Below are 17688 nucleotides of genomic sequence, written 5' to 3'. Positions count from 1 at the left end.
GCCGTGACGGCAACGACCACGAGAACCGGCGCCGACGACTTCGTCGAGGCGTTGCGGGCCCACTCGCGGCGATACCACGACCAGCACCCGTTCCACGTCCGGATGAACGCCGGCCGGCTGAGCCGCCGGCAGATCCGGGGCTGGGTGGCCAACCGCTTCTACTACCAGGAGAACATCCCCCGCAAGGACGCCGCGATCCTCTCCAACTGCCCAGACCTGGAGGTCCGGCGCCGCTGGATCCGGCGGATCACCGACCACGACGGCACCGCCGCCGGCGAGGGCGGCATCGAGGCGTGGCTGCGCCTCGGCGAGGCCGCGGGGCTGACCCGCGAGGAGGTCCGGGACCACCGGCACCTGGTGCCCGGGGTACGGTTCGCCGTCGACGCCTACGTGAACTTCGCCCGGACCCGCCCCTGGGTGGAGGCGGTGGCGTCCTCGCTCACCGAGCTGTTCGCGCCCGATCTGATGGCGGCGCGGCTGGCCGCGTTCGAGCGGTGGTACCCATGGATCGACCCCGAGGGCCTCGCCTACTTCCGTGCCCGCCTGGAGCAGGCGCCCCGCGACTGCGAGCACGCCCTCGAGGTGGTCACGGCGCACTGCCTCTCCGCCGAGTCCCAGGCACGCGCCGTCGACGCGCTGTCGTTCAAGTGCGACGTCCTGTGGAGCCTGATGGACGCCGTCGACCAGGCCTATCCGGAGTGACCACCATGGACCCGACCCCTTCCGGAACGACCCGGACCACATCCAGGACCCGCCCCGGCGTCGAGGTGTCCGGCACGGACCGGCCCCGCCTGGCGCGCCATGTGCGGCTGGCCTACTCCCGGACCAGGCAGCGTCCGGTCCTGCTGCACCCCGAGACGGTGGTGGTGCTGAACGGCAGCGGCGCGGAGATCCTCAAGCTGTGCGACGGGCGGCGCACCGTCGCGGAGATCATGGCCGAACTGGGCACACGCTACGAGTCCGTCCCCGACGACGAGGTGCGGCGGTTCCTGTCCCGGCTCGTCGCCCGGCGCTGGGTGGAGCTCGCCGATGGATAGCCCGTTCGGGCTGCTCGCCGAGCTCACCTACCGCTGCCCGCTGGCCTGCCCGTACTGCTCCAACCCGCTGAATCTGGGCGACTACCGGGACGAGCTGGCCACCGACGAGTGGCGGCGGGTGCTGACCGAGGCCGGCGATCTGGGGGTGCTCCAGTGCCACCTGTCCGGCGGGGAGCCGCTGCTGCGGCGCGACCTGGTGGAGATCGTGGCGGACGCCCACGACCTGGGTCTCTACACCAACCTCATCACCAGCGCCGTCGGGTTCTCGCGGCCGAGGGCCGAGCGGCTGCGGGCGGCCGGCCTGGACCACGTGCAGGTCAGCATCCAGGCCGACGAGCCGGCCGTTTCCGACCGGATCGCCGGGCTCCCGTCCTTCGAGCGCAAGATCGAGGCGATGGGCGTGGTCAAGGAGCTGGGCTGGCCGCTCACCGTGAACGTGGTGCTGCACCGGTACAACATCGACCGCGTCGCCGACGTGCTCGGGCTGGCCGAGAAGGTGGGCGCCGACCGGGTGGAGCTGGCCAACACCCAGTACTACGGGTGGGCCTGGCGGAACCGTGACGCGCTGCTGCCCAGCCGGGCCCAGCTCGAAGCGGCCGAGGTCGTCGTACGGGCCGCCCGCGAGCGGTTGCGGGACCGCATGGACGTCATCTACGTCCTCCCCGACTACTACAGCCGCTATCCGAAGCCCTGCATGAGCGGCTGGGCCTCCCGGCAGCTGACCGTGACGCCGAACGGTGACGTCCTGCCCTGCCCGGCCGCCCAGTCCCTGCCGTTGCCGCGGGCCAGCGTGCGGGAGGAGTCGCTGGAGCGGATCTGGGCCGAGTCCCCGGTGATGACCGCGTTCCGGGGGACCGACTGGATGCCGGAGCCGTGCCGGAGCTGCCCCCGGCGGGAGGTGGACTTCGGCGGGTGCCGCTGCCAGGCGTTCCTGCTCACCGGCAACGCCGCCCGCACCGACCCGGTCTGCCATCTGTCGCCCGACCACGACCTGGTCGCCCGGGCGGTCGAGGCCGCCAACGCCGGCTCGCGCGCCGAGGCCCTCCGGCTGGTCCCCCGCTCAAATCGGGGCCGCCGGCCGGACCGCCTGCGGGACCGAGTGGGCCGGCCCGCTTCCGGGGCCGAGTGAGCGGGCTAGCCACCGAACACCAACGGCAGCACCGCCGCGGCGATGATCAGGCTGACCCCGCTCACCAGGTCCGCGCGGATCCGGATGAGGCGCACCGCGGCCCGCCCGAGCTGGAGCCCGATCAGCGACATCACCGCCGTGATGAGGCCGAAGACGGGGGCCGAGAACCACGGCGAGAGCCCGAGGATGCCCAGGCTCGCCCCGGCGACCAGGTTGTCCAGGCTCAGCGTCAGCGGGATGCCGAACAGCGCCCACGGGTGGTCCAGCTCGTCCGGCTCGGGGTTCCGGAGGGACGAGATGACGAGGTAGAGGCCGTACCCGCCGAGCGCGACCGCGCCCACCACGTCGGCGACGCCTCCGACGGCCTCCCCGATTTCGCGGCCGATGAGCAGCCCGACCAGGGGCATGACCGCGTCCCACAGCCCGAAGGTCAACGCGACCTGCATCGCGCGCTTCAGACCGAAGGGGACGGTGCCGAGCGCTATCGATACCCGGAAATTGTCCAGGCTGAGCACGAAACCCAGGCCCAGCATCTCCCAGATCATGGCGACGTCACTGTCCGATGACGACCGACGTCGGCGTGAGCGGCTCTGCCTCGGCTCCTACCCGCCATAATCAGCCATTTTATACGGCGATTTGTCGGAGTTCCGCCCGGTATGAGGGAGGTAGCCGAGTCAGCCGACGCGCGCGGCGAACGCCTCGTAGGCGCGCTCGTCGAAGAGGACGAAGCGGACCTCTTCGACCGAGGTGCCCGTCTCCCTCACGGTCTCCACCGCGATCCGGGCCGCGTCGTCCATCGGCCAGTGGTAGACGCCGGTGGAGATCGCCGGGAACGCGACGGTGCGGGCGCCCAGCTCGTCGGCGACACCGAGGGACGCGCGGTAGCAGGAGGCCAGCAGGTGCGAGCGGTCCTCGGTGCGGCTGTGGACGGGGCCGACGGTGTGGATGACCCAGAGGGCATCCAGTTCGCCGGCCGTCGTGGCGACCGCCTGGCCGGTGGGCAGGCCTTTGCCGTAGCGGGAGGCGCGCAGGGCGCGGCACTCCTGGAGGATCGCGGGGCCGCCGCGGCGGTGGATGGCGCCGTCGACGCCTCCGCCGCCGAGGAGGGAGGAGTTGGCGGCGTTGACGATCGCGTCGGCGCGCTGCCTGGTGATGTCGCCCTGGACGAGTGTGATGACGGTGGTCATGGCTGCCGCAGCCTCCTCCAGACGGCCTTCGCGGCGTTGTGCCCCGACATGCCGTGCACGCCGGGGCCCGGCGGGGTGGCCGAGGAACAGATGAAGACGGCCGGATGCGGGGTGCTGTACGGGAACAGCGACGGTTTCGGGCGCAGCAGGAGCTGGAGCCCGGAGACCGCGCCGGAGCCGATGTCGCCGCCGACGTAGTTGGCGTTGCGGGCGGCGACCTCGGGCGGGCCGGCGGTGGCGCGGGCGAGGACGCGGTCGCGGAAGCCCGGGGCGAAGCGCTCCAGCTGGCGTTCCACGGCGTCGGTGAGGTCGCCGGTCCAGCCGTTGGGGACATGGCCGTACGCCCAGAAGACCTGCTTGCCCGCGGGGGCGCGGGTGGGGTCGGCGACGCTGGGCTGGACCGTGATGAGGAAGGGCCGGTCGGGGGCGCGGCCCTCGCGGGACGCTGCGCGCAGCGCGGTGCCGATCTCGGCGCTGTCCGCGCCGATCTGCACGGTGCCGGCACCGCGGGGCTCCCGCGCGGTCCACGGCACCGGGCCGTCAAGGGCGTAGTCGATCTTGAAGACGCCCGGGCCGTAGCGGTAGCCGTCGTAGTAGCGGCCGAGGCCGGCGATGCGGGCCAGCGCGGTGGGCGAGGTGTCGAAGACGTACGCCCGCGCGGGCGGCAGGTCGTCGAGGCGCTTGACCTCGTAGTCGGTGTGCAGGGCGCCGCCGAGGTCCTTGAGGTACGCGGCGAGGGCGTCGGAGATCGACTGGGAGCCGCCGCGGGCCACCGGCCAGCCGCGGGCGTGCGCGGCGAGTGCGAAGATCAGGCCGACGGCGCCGGTGGCGAAGCCGCCGAGGGGTGCCATGACGTGGGCGACGAGGCCGGCGAACAGGGTCCTGGCCCGCTCGTCCCGGAAACGGCGCATCAGCCACGTGGACGGGGGCAGGCCGACCAGGCCGAAGCGGGCCAGAGTGACCGGGTCGCGCGGGAGCGCGGTCAGGGGCAACGACATGAAGTCGCGGGCGAGGGTGTCCCACCTGGGCAGGAACGGCTGGACCAGTCTGCGGTACGTGCCCGCGTCGCGCGGTCCGAAGGAGGCGGCCGTCTCGGCGACGGAGCGGGCCAGCACGGCCGCGGTGCCGTCCGGGAAGGGGTGCGCCATGGGCAGTTCGGCGTGCAGCCACTCCAGGCCGTAGCGCTCCAGGGGCAGGGCGCGGAACGCGGGCGAGTTGATGCCGAGGGGGTGCGCGGCGGAGCAGGGGTCGTGCCGGAAGCCGGGCAGGGTGAGCTCCTCGGTGCGGGCACCGCCCCCCACGGTGTCCCGCGCCTCGAACACCGCCACGTCGAAGCCGCGGCGGGCGAGCTCCACGGCAGCGGTCAGTCCGTTCGGCCCCGCACCCACCACGACCGCATCGAGCATCGACGGCACCTTCGGACCCCCTAGTCAGCCGATGGCCACTCGGCCCCAGGATATGCCGCACCCCCGACACACCGGGGTCGGGGCAGCGGGCTCGGGAACGGGGAGGCGTTACAGGGGGTCGCCCCGGCGCCCTCGGGCGGCTTTTACCGGGGGCAGGACGGCCGTCGCCAGGACGAGCCACCGACGCCGGACAGGCCGGGCCGGTGCCCGCCATGCCCGGACTCGCCGGGATCACGGCGTCGGGGTCGGGTCTTACACGCCGGGCAAGGAGGTGTGGGTGTCCGGGGCGGTGAGGAGGCCGGTGATGTGGCGGGCCGTGGCCGTGTTGCGGGCTGCTGTGAAGGGCAGGGTGTTGCCGCCCGTGACGCGGAAGGGGGTGCCGCTCAGGGTCAGGTGGGTGCCGCCGGCCTCCTCGACCAGCAGGAGGCCCGCCGCGTGGTCCCAGGCCGCCTCCCAGCAGAAGGCCGTGGCGTCCAACTCGCCCCGGGCGACCGCGAGATACTCCAGTCCCGCCGACCCGCAGGGACGCGGTGCGACACCGTCCGCCCACAGGCCGCGCAGCGCCTGCTTCTGCTCGTCCGTCGTGTAGTCGGGGTGGGACGTGGCGACTTCGAGGGGCCGCCCCGGCTCGGGCGCACCGCAGCGCAGGGGCGCGCCGTCGAGGAAGGCGCCCTGACCGCGTACGGCCGTGGCGAGTTGGTCGCGCGCCGGCGCGTACGTCCAGGAGGCAAGCACGACCCCGTGCCGGGCGAGCGCGACCAGGGTGCAGAAGCCGGGGTCGCCGTGCACGAACTGCCGTGTGCCGTCCACCGGGTCGACGATCCAGACGGGTGCGTCGCCCCGTACCGCCTCGTAGACCGCCGGGTCGGCGTGCACCGCCTCCTCGCCGACCACGACCGAGCCCGGCAGCAGGGCGCCGAGCGCGTCCGTGAGGTACCGCTCGGCCAGCCGGTCCGCGTCCGTCACCAGGTCGTGCGGTCCGGACTTCTGGTCCACCTCGTGCTCCGCCAGCCGCCGGAAGCGGGGCATATCTCGGCCGCGGCCGCCTTCCGGACCGCCTCCTCCACATCGGCCGAGTGACGTGCGAGAAACTCTTCGATGGTTTCCGTCTCTTCGATCATGTCTCTATGAGAACATGCCCCACTGACATTCCCCGCCGGGCCGGTGCACACCGGATGGAATCGGCGTGAACACCCGTCATCGGACATCCCGGTACGTCCGGTGGAGGCCGCATCCGGCGCGTGGCGGACGCCGGCCGGCTTCACCGGCCGACCGCGTAGCCCTGCATCCCCCTCGGGTTGGCGGCCGCCGACAGGATGCCGGTCTCGGGGCAGCGGGCGACGGCGCACAGGCGTCCCTCGGACCACGGCCCCCCGACGGTCACGTCATGACCGCGGCGCCGCAGCTCCGCGACGACCTTGGGGTCCATGCGCGACTCGACGGTGACGCTGCCGGGGCGCGTCCCACGCGGGTAGAAGGAACCGGGGAAGCTGTCGTTGTGCCAGTTCGGCGCGTCGATGGCGCCCTGGAGGTCGAGGTTCCCGCGGACGGCGGCGCGCAGCGCGACCGCGAGGAAGAAGTGCATTTGCCACTGGTCCTGCTGGTCCCCGCCGGGCGTGCCGAAGGCCATGACCGGCACCCCGTCGCGCAGCGCGATCGAGGGGGTGAGGGTGGTGCGTGGACGGCGGCCCGGCGTCAGCGAGTTGGGCAGGCCCTCCTCCAGCCAGGCCATCTGAAGCCGGGTGCCGAGCGGGAAGCCCAGTTCGGGCACGACGGGGTTGGATTGGAGCCAGCCGCCGCTGGGTGTGGCGGCGACCATGTTGCCCCAGCGGTCGACGACGTCTATGTGGCAGGTGTCGCCGCGCGTGCCGCCGTCGGCGGCCACGTCGGGTTCGCCCGGCACGGGTGACGCGGAACTCTTGGCGAACGTCGGCTCGCCGACGCCCATCGCGTCGAACTCGCCCTCGCCGTCCGCCACCGCGTGCGCGTGCGTGCTCAGCCGTGGGACGCGCCCGCCGGGGCTGCCGGGCCGCAGCTCGTACGAGGCGGCGGCGCCGACCAGCCCCCGCCGCTCGGTGTTGTACGGCGCCGACAGCAGCTCCGCCAGCGGCACCTCGGCGGCGTCCCCGTACCAGGCCTCCCGGTCGGCCATGGCGAGCTTGCAGCCCTCGATGAGCAGGTGGACGTAGTCGGCTGAGCCGTACGGAGGCAACTCGGCCGGGAGCAGGGCGAGTTGCTGGAGGAGCACCGGGCCCTGGCTCCAGGGGCCGGCCTTGCACACGGTCCAGCCGTTCCAGTCGTACGTCGCCGGCGTCTCGTAGGTCGCGGACCAGGCGGCGAGGTCGGCGGCCGTCAGGGTGCCGGTGTGCCGTTCGCCGCTGGTGTCCAGTGTCGGCCGCCCGGCCTGCCGGACCAGCGCCTCGGCGATGAAACCGGTGCGCCACACCTCCCGCGCGGCCTCGATCCGCGCCTCCCGGTCCCCCGCGCCCGCGGTCTCGGTGAGCAGCCGCTTCCAGGTGGCGGCGAGCGCGGGGTTGCGCAGCAGCGTGCCGGGGCGCGGCGAGTGTCCGCCGGGCAGGTAGACCTCTGCGGACGAGGTCCACTCGGTCTCGAACAGCCTCCGCACGGTCTCGACGGTCTCGCCGACGCGCTCCACGGGCGCGTGCCCGTGCTCTGCGTACCCGACGGCGTACTTGAGGACGTCGTCGAGGGACTTCGTGCCGTGGTCGCGCAGCAGCACCATCCACGCGTCGAACGCGCCCGGCACGGCGGCGGCCAGCGGGCCGGTGCCGGGTACGAGGTCCAGCCCGAGCGCCCGGTAGTGCGTGACCGTCGCCCCGGCCGGGGCGACACCCTGCCCGCACAGCACCCGCACCTCGCCGCCCGCCGGGGCGAGCAGGATCGGCACCTCACCGGCGGGCCCGTTCAGGTGCGGCTCCGCGACGTGCAGTACGAAGGCGCCGGCCACAGCCGCGTCGTAGGCGTTGCCGCCGCTCTCCAGCACGGCCATCGCCGACTGCGAGGCGAGCCAGTGGGTGGAGGACACCATGCCGAAGGATCCCTGAAGCGTGGGTCGGGTGGTGAACTGCATCTCTCACCTCGGTGTTTGGGCGCGCCTGCGGCCTCGCCAATCCTTCATACCTGTCTGGGGGAGGATCTGGGGAGTTTCAGCTTGACTCCGCTCAGCCTTGACCAGGCAGCAGGCTACCGATCGGATGCGCTCTCACTCCGGTGCCCTACCGGCCGACGCCTTCCAAGCGCTTGGCCGCAGGCTCGAGTCCTGCCGGGGTCGCCATTGACAGCCCCCAGCGGGAGGGCTTTTCACTGGTCAGGCCGAGTTCCACCGCGCACGACGAAGCCCCGGGCACCCCCCGACGGTCATGGGAAGGCTCCGGGGCTGTCCGGCTGTCACCCGGTTTTCGCGGGCGACGTGTCGAATACGTGGCGAAGTTCTCGGCCGGACGGTCAGCCGACTCGCGGGACGGTCGCTGCGTGTCGGAGGAGTAGAGCAGGAGGCCCGCTCCGTCGTTCTCGTACGAACGGCGTCCGGCCCGCCGCGAGTGCGGCGGCCTTGGCCTCGTCGATGTCGACCCCTAGGACCTCGTGCCCGATTTCGGCCATGCGGGCGGCATGGACGGCACCGAGGCAGCCGGTGCCGATGACGGTCAGTTTCATCTGCTGCTCCGGGGGGTGGCGTGGAGGCGGACCGGCCCGGTCCTGGCACGGGGCTCGGCGACGGCGGGGCCGGGGACTCCTGGGGTTCGGTAGCCGTAGGGGTTGGCGGTCTGGAAGCGCCAGGAGTCCCGGCACATCCGGGCCAGGCCCCGGATCGGGTACCAGCCCAAGACATCGGACGCGGCGGACCCGTCGACGACGAGATCCGGCACGTCACCCGGACGCCGGGGGCCGATGCGGTACGGCACGGGCCGGCCGGAGGCCCGTTGGTAGGCCTCGATCAGCTGGAGCACCGAGGTACCGCGCCCGCTGCCCAGGTTGAGGACGTGCAGTCCCGGCGGCGCGGAACACTCCAGCGCGATCCGGTGCCCTTCGGCCACGTCCATGACGTGGATGTAGTCGCGCACGCCCGTTCCGTCCGGGGTGGGCCAGTCGTCACCGAAGACTGTGACGTGCTCGCGCAGGCCCGCGGCGACCTGGGCGATACAGGGCATGAGGTTGTCCGGCATGCCGAGCGGGTCCTCCCCCAGAAGCCCGGACCGGTGGGCGCCGACAGGGTTGAAGTAGCGCAACGCGTGCACGGTGAACTCGGGCCGGCGGGCGCACACGTCGGCGAGGATCTGTTCGCACATCCACTTCGAGCGTGCGTACGGGTTGACGCGTGCCACCTGGTCGTCCTCGATCAGGGGCATACGGGCGGCGGCGCCGTACAGGGAGCATGAGGAGGAGAACACCAGCCGGTGCACGTGGTGTTCACTCATCACCTCCAGCAGTGCGGTGGTGCCGCCCACGTTGGTGTCGTAGTACTCGACGGGCATCCGCCCCGACTCCCTCACCGCCTTGCGGCCGGCGAAGTGAACCACCGCGTCGAAGGGATGGCAGGCGAAGACACTGGACAGTGCGTTGCGGTCGCGGACGTCCAGGACGTAGGAGGCGGCCAGGCGGCGGCCGGCCACCGACTCGACGCGACGGAGCGCCTCAGGGACGCTGTTTTGGTGGTTGTCGACGACGATCACGTTGTGACCGCGCGAGAGGAGCTCTGCGCAGGTATGGCTGCCGATGAATCCGGCACCCCCGGTCACCATGATCGTGCGTGGCTGGGACATGGAGTGACACCTCCGTTGGGCATCGAGGGGGAATGGAGGAGGACGGAATGAGGGGCGCGCGGCACCGCCCGGATGTCACCTCAGTTGGGCAAGGTCAGGCACAGACATGAAGAAAAGATATGAAATCGGCCGGTATGACGATCTGGTCTCGGGTGGAGAGCTACCGCCGACCGGCCCAGTCCGGGCGGCTGTGCGGTTGCGCTTTACCGGCTCGGCCCCATTCCCTCGCGGCACATACCTGCACCGATGGAGTGAACGATGGCTCCCCACCCAGCGTCGGCGAGTCGAACGGAATCAGGGTCCAGGCAGGCCAGACCGAGCCCGTGAACCGGCAGACCACATCCCGCACTGTGATCCTCATCCGCCTGGACCAACTGGCGATCACTGGCACACGGTTTTCGCCGGCGCGCGAGGAGTTCGAACGGCACGAGCCGGTACCCCTACGAAAGACGCTGAAAGACCCGTTCCCGCAGGTCAGGGACTTAAGAGGCGTCGAAAGCCCAGGTCAGCGGCCCGATCCCGGGGCCTCCATGCCGAAGGTGCCCCGGAGGGTGGGCCGGGTGGTGAACATGCGGCGTCTTACCTCGCTGTTTCCGCGCGTCGGTCGGTCCGGGCGAACGCCTCATCTCACTGCACGTCCGCCGGGAGCTCAATCCTCCCGGCATACGTCCCCTGGTTCTCCTCGCCGACATGCTGCTCGAACGTGATGTCGGCGCCGCCGTACGGGATCAGGAAACCGAAGTCCAACCGGTGACTCCTGATCCGGTACGTCTTCGCGTCCAGGACCAGTACCTCGTCAAGGCCGGAGAGCGTCAGCTGGGCGTCCTCGACGGCCACCCCCGCCTTGCGGAGCTGTTCAGCCGTCGGATCGAACTCGCGCTTCGCCTTCTTCGCCCAGGCCCGGTCCGCGACGGCACTCAGCTTCCGTTCGCCGCTCGCGACGCGGAGTTCCACCGTGCCGTCGCCCGTCCCGGTCACCTTCACGTCTCCCCCGGTGGCCTTCGCGTACGTCCGGAACTCTTCGACGACCGCGACCGGGTCCTCGACCTTGTTCCGCATCTCCGGGTCGGTGACGGGGGCGTGCTTCCAGGGCGCGTCGCCCTCCTTGAGGTAGGCGGTGCCGTCGGCGACGTATATCTCCTCGTTCCTCCTGGTCCCCTTGCTGCTGGTGGTGACGCCCTCGGACCGCAGCACCTCCGGCTTCATCGCGCGCCGGACCGTGGCCCGGTAGGTGGCCGCGTTCTTCTGCCCCTGGAGAGTGAGCCCCTCCTCCCCCTTCACGGAGAAGGTCCAGCCGGACTCCTCGGCCATCGCCTTCTCCGCGAGGTCGAGGAAGTCCTCCGGCGACTCGGGCGTCGCGGACGGCTCGGGCGACGCGGACACAGTCGCCGCCACCTCGGGGCTTCCCGCCGCCCCGGCCGACTTCCCCGCCTCAACTCCGCATGCGTCCAGCGAGAGCACGAGCGGGAGTACGAGCACGAGGGCACACCGGAGGCGAGTTCGCATGGACCTTTTCCTTACGTCACGGCGGAGCGGCGCGGACTGTACAGCAACACTCGGCCGAGATCATCCCGACGGTCATTCCACGCAAATCGACGCACTCGACGGCTCGCCCTCGACCTCATCACTCTGAAACCGGTATGCGTCGCCAGCCCCTGACAACTGGGCCGCCAGTTCGCACCACACGGTCTTGCCGCCGGGCCACCGATCCACACCCCACCGCAACGGGCAGGGCGCGCGGGTCCGGGTCGGTGACCTCGAGTCGCGCACGGTCCCGGGTGCAGTACACCCGGACGGTCATGGCGACACCCTCGCCGAGGTGGCGAATGACAGTGCGGTGCTCCCGCGGTCCGATTCTCGCGGTCACGGCCCCCGCCTGGACGTCGTTCGTCACCGCCCTGAAGGACGCCCACGCCCCACAGACCTCGTAGGCGCGGGAACACCACGACGGTCCTCGGTGTTGATCTGCTGCGGCAGAACGGAGGTCGGACGGTGCACGGTGAGTACAAGGTTCCCGGCGGCAAGCTCGTCGTCGTGGACGTGGAGGTCGAGGACGGCGCGCTGCGGCACGTGCGCGTGGCGGGTGACTTCTTCCTGGAGCCGGACGAGGCGCTGGACGCCGTGAACCGCGCGCTGGAGGGCGCCCCCGCGGACACCGGTGCGGCGGGCCTGGCCGCCCGGATCGACGCGGCGCTGCCCGAGGGCACCGTGATGTACGGGCTGACGTCCGAGGGCATCGGAATCGCGGTGCGCCGCGCGCTGGCGCACGCCACGGACTGGACGGACTACGACTGGCAGCTCGTCCACGACGGCCCGCAGTCCCCCGCGCTGCACATGGCGCTGGACGAGGTGCTGACGGCGGAGGTCGCCGCGGGCCGGCGTCCGCCGACCCTGCGCGTGTGGGAGTGGGCCGCACCCGCGGTGATCATCGGCAGCTTCCAGTCGCTACGCAACGAGGTGGACCCCGAGGGGGCGGCGCGGCACGGCGTCGAGGTGGTGCGCCGGATCTCCGGCGGCGGCGCGATGTTCGTCGAGCCGGGCAACACGATCACGTACTCGCTGTCGGTGCCGGAGGCACTGGTGCAGGGACTGTCCTTCCAGGACAGCTACGCCTACCTGGACGACTGGGTGCTCGGCGCCCTCGGTGACATGGGCATCCGGGCCTGGTACCAACCGCTGAACGACATCGCCACCGACCAGGGCAAGATCGCCGGCGCCGCGCAGAAGCGGATGGTGGGGCCCGACGGAGGACCCGGCGCGGTGCTGCACCACGTGACCATGTCGTACGACATCGACGCCGACAAGATGCTCGAGGTGCTGCGGATCGGGCGGGAGAAGCTGTCCGACAAGGGCATCGGGAGCGCGAAGAAGCGGGTGGACCCGCTGCGCCGGCAGACCGGGCTCGCCCGCGAGGCCGTCATCACGCGAATGGTGGAGTCCTTCCGCGCCCGGTACGGCCTGACGGTCGGCAAGGCGACCGACGAGGAGCTGGCCCGCGCGCGGGAGCTGGCGCGGACGAAGTTCGGTTCGGACCAGTGGACGGCGCGGGTGCCGTAGCGTTCACGCGCGCCGCCACCGGCCCCGACTCCTGGGCGGGAACGAGGAGTTGCCCGGCGCGGGCCTCAAGGGTCCTGCTCCGTTTCCCCTCCCCTGTCTGGACATAAACGACAAACGGTACGTCAGGAGCGGGCGGCCGTGACCGTCCGGGCACGGAGCGGAGTACCGCTTCCGCCACACGGGGAGTCGTGTGACACTGAGGTCCCGTCCGCGGTGTGGAATCGCTTCGCACCGCGTCCGTCCCCCACACGAGAAGTGCGCCGTGCGTGAACTTCCTCTCCCCCTCGCGCTCACCGCGCGTCTGAGTCCGGTCGTCGTGCTCGCCTGCGCGGGCTGGGCGTTGACGTCCGGCCCGTTGGCCGCCTCCCCGGCCGCAGCCGGACCCAATACCGAACAGCAGGAGAACCGCGGCGCCGACGACGGGTCGTCCTCCGAGCCGTCCGCGCCGTCGTCGAACGCGGTGACCAAGACGTACGCGTCCGCCCCCGCACCGTGCACCAGCATCGCCGAGAAGACGGTCACGTCCCTGGTGCCGGGTGCCAAGCCGGCGGGCAAGGAGATCCCGTCGACGGACACCAAGGTGCGCCGGACCTGCTCCTGGAACGCGCTCAAGGACTACGACTACCGCTGGCTCGACGTGTCCTTCGAGATCATGGCGACGGACGAGGCGGCGCTGAAGTCGTACCAGCAGCGGACCAGCGACAAGAGCGGCGGCGGGGCGGTGCCCGGCCTCGGGGACAGTGCCTACTCGGTGGTGAACCTGACCACCGAGGACAAGCAGGAGACCCGCGAGGGCGTGGTGCTGGCCCGCTCCGCCAACGCGATCGTGGTCGTCACGTACAACGGCAGCGACTTCGAGTCGAAGAAGGCGCCGAGCACGGACGAGATCAACAAGGGCGCCATCAAGGCCGCCAAGGAGGCGATGGCCGCCCTGGAGAACGGTCGTACGGGCTGACCGTCCTCCCCGGGCGGTGAAGCGCGTCGGGCAGTACAGCGCTCAGGCGATGACGCGCGTCAGACGGTCGCCCGCTGCCGGCCGCGCGCCGCCATCAGCAGCAGGTACAGCACCAGCGAGGTGCCCAGGCCCACCGCCCAGCCGTAGTCGGCGAGGGACTTCAGGGCCGGGATGGGCCGGCCGTCGATCAGCGGGTGGAAATCCGCGCCGCCGATGGCCAGCACGCCGCCCACCACGAAGGCCACGACCGCCCGCCAGTTCCAGCCGCCCTCGTACCAGTAGCGTCCGCCCGCGCGGTACAGGTCGGCCAGGTCCAGCCGGGAGCGCCTGAGGACCCAGTAGTCGGCGATGAGGATGCCGGCGACGGTGCCGAGCAGTCCGCCGACCAGGCCGAGCCAGGTGAAGATGTAGCCCTGCGGGTCGGCGTACAGCTTCCACGGGCACATCACCACGGCGAGCACGGCGGTGACGAGCGCGCCGGTGCGGAAACTGACCTTGCGCGGCGCGACGTTGGAGAAGTCGAAGGCCGGGGAGACCATGTTGGCCGCGATGTTGACCGACAGGGTCGCCACCAGCACGGTCACCAGCGCGTACACCAGGCCCACCACGTTGTCCGTCTTCGCCGCCAACTGCACCGGATCCCATACCGGTTCGCCGTACACGGCCTGGGAGCCGGAGGTGACCAGCACGGACAGGAACGCGAACAGGGTCATGGTCGTGGGCAGTCCGAGCGCCTGACCCCGGGTCTGCGCCTTCTGGCTCCTGCCGTACCGGGTGAAGTCCGGGATGTTCAGCGACAGGGTGGACCAGAAGCCGATCATGCCCATCAGGGAGGGCGCGAACAGTTTCCAGAAGTCCGCTCCCCAGCCCAGTTTCGACGGCTGGTCGAAGAGCGGGCCGAGTCCGCCGGCCTTGCTGCTCATCCACCACAGCATCACGAAGGCGCCGACGAGCACGAAGGGCGCCGCCCAGTTCTCGAACCGGCGGATGGTCTCCATGCCCCGGTAGATGACGGCCACCTGGATCGCCCAGAAGATGGCGAACGACGCCCACATCGTCCAGGCGTGGCCGCCCACCTTCGCGGCGTCCGTCCAGCCGCTCCCGATCAGCTTCCCGGCGAGGAAGTAGATCGCCTCGCCGCCGATCCAGGTCTGGATGCCGAACCAGCCGCACGCCACCAACGCCCGCACGACAGCGGGCAGGTTGGCGCCGCGCACGCCGAAGGAGGCGCGGGCGAAGACCGGGAAGGGGATGCCGTACTTGGGTCCCGCGTGCCCGGTGAGCAGCATGGGAACGAGCACGATCAGGTTGGCCAGGGCGATGGTGAACACCGCCTGCTTCCAGTCCATGCCGACGGCGATCAGACCGGAGGCCAGGGTCCAGGAGGCCGTGTTGTGGGCCATGCCGACCCACAGCGCGGAGAAGTTGTACGTGGTCCAGGTGCGCTTGGCGACCGGGACGGGCAGCAGGTCCGCATTGGCGTAGGGGCCACTGGGCGGCGGAGTGCCGGGGGCGATCTCCACCCGCCCGTCGGGGAGGGTGACCTGCGCGGACGGCGGTATGGCCGGAGGAGCGGTGTCGGTCATGGGCAGCCCAATCGATGAGACGGGTCGAAACGGGGCGGTGCGGGCGCCCGGCCCCTCCCCGGGGAGGTGGGGAGGGGGGACAGAGGGGGGATGGGAACAGCGCTCGAGGACTCAGGAGTTGACGGCCGGGATGATCTGCTGCCCGTACGCGTCGATCACGGCTTCCTGCGCGTCGTGCATGTCGTACACGGCGAACTGGTCCACGCCCAGCTCGCGCAGCGCGTTCAGCTTTTCGATGTGCTTCTCGACCGGTCCGACCACGCAGAACCGGTCGACGATCTCGTCGGGCACGAACTGCGTGTCCGGGTTGCCGCTGCGCCCGTGGTGGGCGTAGTCGTAGCCCTGGCGGGCCTTGATGTAGTCGGTGAGTTCGTCGGGTACGGCGGCGGAGTGCTCGCCGTAGCGGGCGACCAGGTCGGCCACGTGGTTGCCGACCATGCCGCCGAACCACCGGCACTGGTCGCGGGCATGGGCGAGCGCCTCGGGCGAGTCGTCGGCGGTGACGTAGGCGGGGGCGGCGACGCAGATCCTCACCGCGGACGGGTCGCGCCCGGCCGCGGCCGCCGCGTCCTTCACGGCCTTCACCATGTACTCGGTCAGGTAGAGGTCGGCGAGCTGGAGGATGAACCCGTCGGCCTCCTCACCGGTCATCTTCAGCGCCTTGGGCCCGTACGCGGCCATCCACACGGGCAGTTCCGCGCCGGGCTTGATCCACGGGAACCTGATCACCGTGCCGCCGAGGTCGGCCTCCTCACCCCTGCCCAGCGCCCTGATGACCTTCATCGCCTCGCTGATCCGGGCCAGGGTGTTGGGCTTGCGGCCGGCCACCCGCATCGCGGAGTCGCCGCGGCCGATCCCGCAGACCGTGCGGTTGCCGAACATGTCGTTGAGGGTGGCGAAGGTGGAGGCGGTGACCTCCCAGGTGCGGGTGCCGGGGTTGGTGACCATGGGTCCGACGGTCAGCTTCTCGGTGTTCGCGAGGATCTGGCTGTAGATCACGAACGGCTCCTGCCAGAGCACGGCGGAGTCGAAGGTCCAGCCGTAGCGGAAGCCGTTGCGCTCGGCGCGCTTCATCAGGCTGACCACGCGCGAGGCCGGCGGGTCGGTCTGCAGGACGAGTCCGAAGTCCATGGGCGGCACTCCTAGTCGAGGTACTGGCAGGTGGAGCGCGGGGTGTAGACGCCGTGCCCGGCGTGCCCGGTGTACTCCCGCTCGGTGATGACGGGTACGCCACGGGAGAGCACGGTCTCCACCCGGCCGGTGATCCGCCTGCCCTCGTACGCCGAGTAGTCGACGTTCATGTGGTGGGTCTCGGCGGACATGACCTGCTCGGCGTGCGGGTCGTAGACGACGACGTCCGCGTCGGCACCCGGTGCGATGGTGCCCTTCTTCGGGTACATGCCGAACATACGGGCCGGGGTGGCGCAGGCGATCTCGATCCAGCGGCGGCGCGAGATGTGCCCGTCGACGACGGCCTGGTGGAGCAGGTCCATCCGGTTCTCCACGCCCGGCATGCCGTTGGGGATCTTGGAGAAGTCGCCGCGGCCGAGTTCCTTCTGGCCGGTGAAGCAGAAGGGGCAGTGGTCGGTGGAGACCACCTGGAGGTCGTTGGTGCGCAGGCCTTTCCACAGGGCCGCCTGGTGCTCCTTGGGGCGAAGGGGCGTCGAGCACACGTACTTGGCGCCCTCGAAGCCGGGCTCGGCGAGGTTGTCGGTGGACAGGAAGAGGTACTGCGGGCAGGTCTCGCCGAAGACGTGCAGTCCCTGGTCGCGTGCCCTGGCCAGTTCGGCGACCGCCTCCTGCGCCGAGACGTGCACGACGTACAGCGGCGCGCCCGCGACCTGGGCGAGCCGGATGGCGCGGTGGGTGGCCTCGGCCTCCAGCAGGGCCTTGCGGACCTCTCCGTGGTAGCGCGGATCGGTCTCGCCGCGGGCCAGGGCCTGTTCGACCAGGACGTCGATGGCGATGCCGTTCTCGGCGTGCATCATGATCAGCCCGCCGTTGTCGGCGGCCCGCTGCATGGCGCGCAGGATCTGCCCGTCGTCGCTGTAGAAGACTCCCGGGTAGGCCATGAACTGCTTGAAGGAGGTCACGCCCTCCTCCACCAGCAGATCCATCTCCTTGAGCGTCTCCTGGTTCACATCGGAGACGATCATGTGGAAGCCGTAGTCGATCGCGCAGTTGCCCTCGGCCTTGGCGTGCCAGGCGTCCAGGCCCTCCCGCAGGGTTCCGCCGACGGTCTGGATGGCGAAGTCCACGATCGTGGTCGTGCCGCCCCAGGCGGCGGCCCGGGTGCCGGTCTCGAAGGTGTCCGCGGCGTAGGTGCCGCCGAAGGGCATCTCCATGTGGGTGTGGCCGTCGACGCCGCCCGGGATCACGTACTTGCCGGTCGCGTCGATGGTCCGCTCGGCGGTGAACGCCCCGGCGGCCGGGGTGCCGGAGGCGGCGAGGGCGGCGATGCGGCCGTCCTCGATCAGGACGTCGGCGTGGATCTCGTCGGCGGCGGTGATGACGAGGCCGCCGCGGATGACGGTGCGGCTCATGCTCCCT

The 17688-nt window shown here is 71.3% G+C and carries 14 protein-coding genes and 2 pseudogenes; 5 read left to right on the top strand and 11 right to left on the bottom strand.

Going from position 1 to position 17688, the window contains the following annotated elements; translation table 11 throughout:
- Positions 1 to 3: 3 nt before the first annotated feature.
- The 3 genes from pqqC to pqqE are packed head-to-tail and all read left to right on the top strand — an operon-like array spanning position 4 to position 2166.
- A complete protein-coding gene (gene pqqC / locus ACWEK3_RS21655; protein WP_384427843.1) occupies positions 4 to 702 on the top strand; it encodes a pyrroloquinoline-quinone synthase PqqC in 699 nt (232 codons plus the stop codon).
- Between the two features lie 5 nt (positions 703 to 707).
- Positions 708 to 1037, top strand: coding sequence for a pyrroloquinoline quinone biosynthesis peptide chaperone PqqD (pqqD, locus tag ACWEK3_RS21650; RefSeq protein ID WP_388725841.1), 330 nt, complete (start codon positions 708 to 710; stop codon positions 1035 to 1037).
- Complete coding sequence (pqqE, locus tag ACWEK3_RS21645) at positions 1030 to 2166, top strand: pyrroloquinoline quinone biosynthesis protein PqqE (RefSeq protein ID WP_453250358.1); 1137 nt, start codon at positions 1030 to 1032, stop codon at positions 2164 to 2166. The genes pqqD and pqqE overlap by 8 nt, the downstream gene beginning before the upstream one ends.
- A gap of 5 nt (positions 2167 to 2171) precedes the next feature.
- On the opposite strand, the gene ACWEK3_RS21640 is transcribed toward pqqE, so the two are convergent.
- The 8 genes and pseudogenes from ACWEK3_RS21640 to ACWEK3_RS21605 form a co-directional block, all read right to left on the bottom strand.
- Positions 2172 to 2711, bottom strand: a complete 540-nt coding sequence (locus ACWEK3_RS21640) for a manganese efflux pump MntP (protein WP_390724661.1) — start codon at positions 2709 to 2711, stop codon at positions 2172 to 2174.
- Positions 2712 to 2840: 129 nt separating this feature from the next.
- On the bottom strand, positions 2841 to 3353 hold the full coding sequence (locus ACWEK3_RS21635; protein ID WP_450539712.1) for an O-acetyl-ADP-ribose deacetylase: 513 nt from the start codon (positions 3351 to 3353) through the stop codon (positions 2841 to 2843).
- Positions 3350 to 4759, bottom strand: a complete 1410-nt coding sequence (locus ACWEK3_RS21630; protein ID WP_450539711.1) for a phytoene desaturase family protein — start codon at positions 4757 to 4759, stop codon at positions 3350 to 3352. Before ACWEK3_RS21630 ends, ACWEK3_RS21635 begins: the two co-directional genes overlap by 4 nt.
- 252 nt (positions 4760 to 5011) lie before the next feature.
- A pseudogene (locus ACWEK3_RS21625) lies at positions 5012 to 5880 on the bottom strand (inositol monophosphatase family protein).
- Positions 5881 to 6020: 140 nt separating this feature from the next.
- Entirely contained in the window at positions 6021 to 7850 is a 1830-nt protein-coding gene (locus ACWEK3_RS21620; RefSeq protein ID WP_453250357.1) for a gamma-glutamyltransferase family protein, read from the bottom strand.
- A gap of 392 nt (positions 7851 to 8242) precedes the next feature.
- Positions 8243 to 8434: pseudogene (locus tag ACWEK3_RS21615) on the bottom strand (UDP-glucose 6-dehydrogenase); the annotation flags it as partial.
- On the bottom strand, positions 8431 to 9540 hold the full coding sequence (galE, locus tag ACWEK3_RS21610) for a UDP-glucose 4-epimerase GalE (RefSeq protein ID WP_453250356.1): 1110 nt from the start codon (positions 9538 to 9540) through the stop codon (positions 8431 to 8433). The pseudogene ACWEK3_RS21615 and the gene galE, both read right to left, overlap by 4 nt.
- Before the next feature lie 627 nt (positions 9541 to 10167).
- The gene (locus ACWEK3_RS21605; protein WP_453250355.1) at positions 10168 to 11046 is read right to left on the bottom strand and encodes a hypothetical protein; all 879 of its coding nucleotides are present in this window, start codon (positions 11044 to 11046) and stop codon (positions 10168 to 10170) included.
- 486 nt (positions 11047 to 11532) lie between these two features.
- Here ACWEK3_RS21605 and ACWEK3_RS21600 point away from each other — a divergent pair, with 486 nt between their 5' ends.
- Together ACWEK3_RS21600 and ACWEK3_RS21595 are read left to right on the top strand one after the other, a co-directional pair.
- Positions 11533 to 12597, top strand: coding sequence for a lipoate--protein ligase family protein (locus tag ACWEK3_RS21600; RefSeq protein WP_450539701.1), 1065 nt, complete (start codon positions 11533 to 11535; stop codon positions 12595 to 12597).
- Between the two features lie 262 nt (positions 12598 to 12859).
- Positions 12860 to 13552 carry a hypothetical protein gene (locus ACWEK3_RS21595; protein ID WP_450539699.1) on the top strand — a complete coding sequence of 231 codons (693 nt, stop codon included), beginning with the start codon at positions 12860 to 12862 and terminating at the stop codon, positions 13550 to 13552.
- Positions 13553 to 13611: 59 nt separating this feature from the next.
- On the opposite strand, the gene ACWEK3_RS21590 is transcribed toward ACWEK3_RS21595, so the two are convergent.
- The 3 genes from ACWEK3_RS21590 to hydA all read right to left on the bottom strand — a co-directional run bounded on the left by ACWEK3_RS21590 (position 13612) and on the right by hydA (position 17681).
- Positions 13612 to 15138, bottom strand: a complete 1527-nt coding sequence (locus tag ACWEK3_RS21590) for an NCS1 family nucleobase:cation symporter-1 (protein ID WP_384427866.1) — start codon at positions 15136 to 15138, stop codon at positions 13612 to 13614.
- 111 nt (positions 15139 to 15249) lie between these two features.
- Complete coding sequence (locus ACWEK3_RS21585) at positions 15250 to 16269, bottom strand: TIGR03842 family LLM class F420-dependent oxidoreductase (protein ID WP_390724650.1); 1020 nt, start codon at positions 16267 to 16269, stop codon at positions 15250 to 15252.
- An 11-nt stretch (positions 16270 to 16280) separates the two neighbouring features.
- A complete protein-coding gene (gene hydA, locus ACWEK3_RS21580) occupies positions 16281 to 17681 on the bottom strand; it encodes a dihydropyrimidinase (protein WP_390724649.1) in 1401 nt (466 codons plus the stop codon).
- Positions 17682 to 17688: the final 7 nt, after the last annotated feature.

Source organism: Streptomyces sp. NPDC004721, assembly GCF_053601495.1.
This window is presented reverse-complemented; position numbering and strand designations above follow the sequence as displayed.

What these genes read in the sequence shown, in the direction of transcription:
- pqqD (WP_388725841.1), top strand. Translation starts at nt 708, where the DNA reads ATGGACCCGACCCCTTCCGGAACGACCCGGACCACATCCAGGACCCGC.
- pqqE (WP_453250358.1), top strand. Translation starts at nt 1,030, where the DNA reads ATGGATAGCCCGTTCGGGCTGCTCGCCGAGCTCACCTACCGCTGCCCG.
- ACWEK3_RS21640 (WP_390724661.1), bottom strand. Translation starts at nt 2,711, where the DNA reads ATGATCTGGGAGATGCTGGGCCTGGGTTTCGTGCTCAGCCTGGACAAT.
- ACWEK3_RS21635 (WP_450539712.1), bottom strand. Translation starts at nt 3,353, where the DNA reads ATGACCACCGTCATCACACTCGTCCAGGGCGACATCACCAGGCAGCGC.
- ACWEK3_RS21630 (WP_450539711.1), bottom strand. Translation starts at nt 4,759, where the DNA reads ATGCTCGATGCGGTCGTGGTGGGTGCGGGGCCGAACGGACTGACCGCT.
- ACWEK3_RS21620 (WP_453250357.1), bottom strand. Translation starts at nt 7,850, where the DNA reads ATGCAGTTCACCACCCGACCCACGCTTCAGGGATCCTTCGGCATGGTG.
- galE (WP_453250356.1), bottom strand. Translation starts at nt 9,540, where the DNA reads ATGTCCCAGCCACGCACGATCATGGTGACCGGGGGTGCCGGATTCATC.
- ACWEK3_RS21605 (WP_453250355.1), bottom strand. Translation starts at nt 11,046, where the DNA reads ATGCGAACTCGCCTCCGGTGTGCCCTCGTGCTCGTACTCCCGCTCGTG.
- ACWEK3_RS21590 (WP_384427866.1), bottom strand. Translation starts at nt 15,138, where the DNA reads ATGACCGACACCGCTCCTCCGGCCATACCGCCGTCCGCGCAGGTCACC.
- ACWEK3_RS21585 (WP_390724650.1), bottom strand. Translation starts at nt 16,269, where the DNA reads ATGGACTTCGGACTCGTCCTGCAGACCGACCCGCCGGCCTCGCGCGTG.
- hydA (WP_390724649.1), bottom strand. Translation starts at nt 17,681, where the DNA reads ATGAGCCGCACCGTCATCCGCGGCGGCCTCGTCATCACCGCCGCCGAC.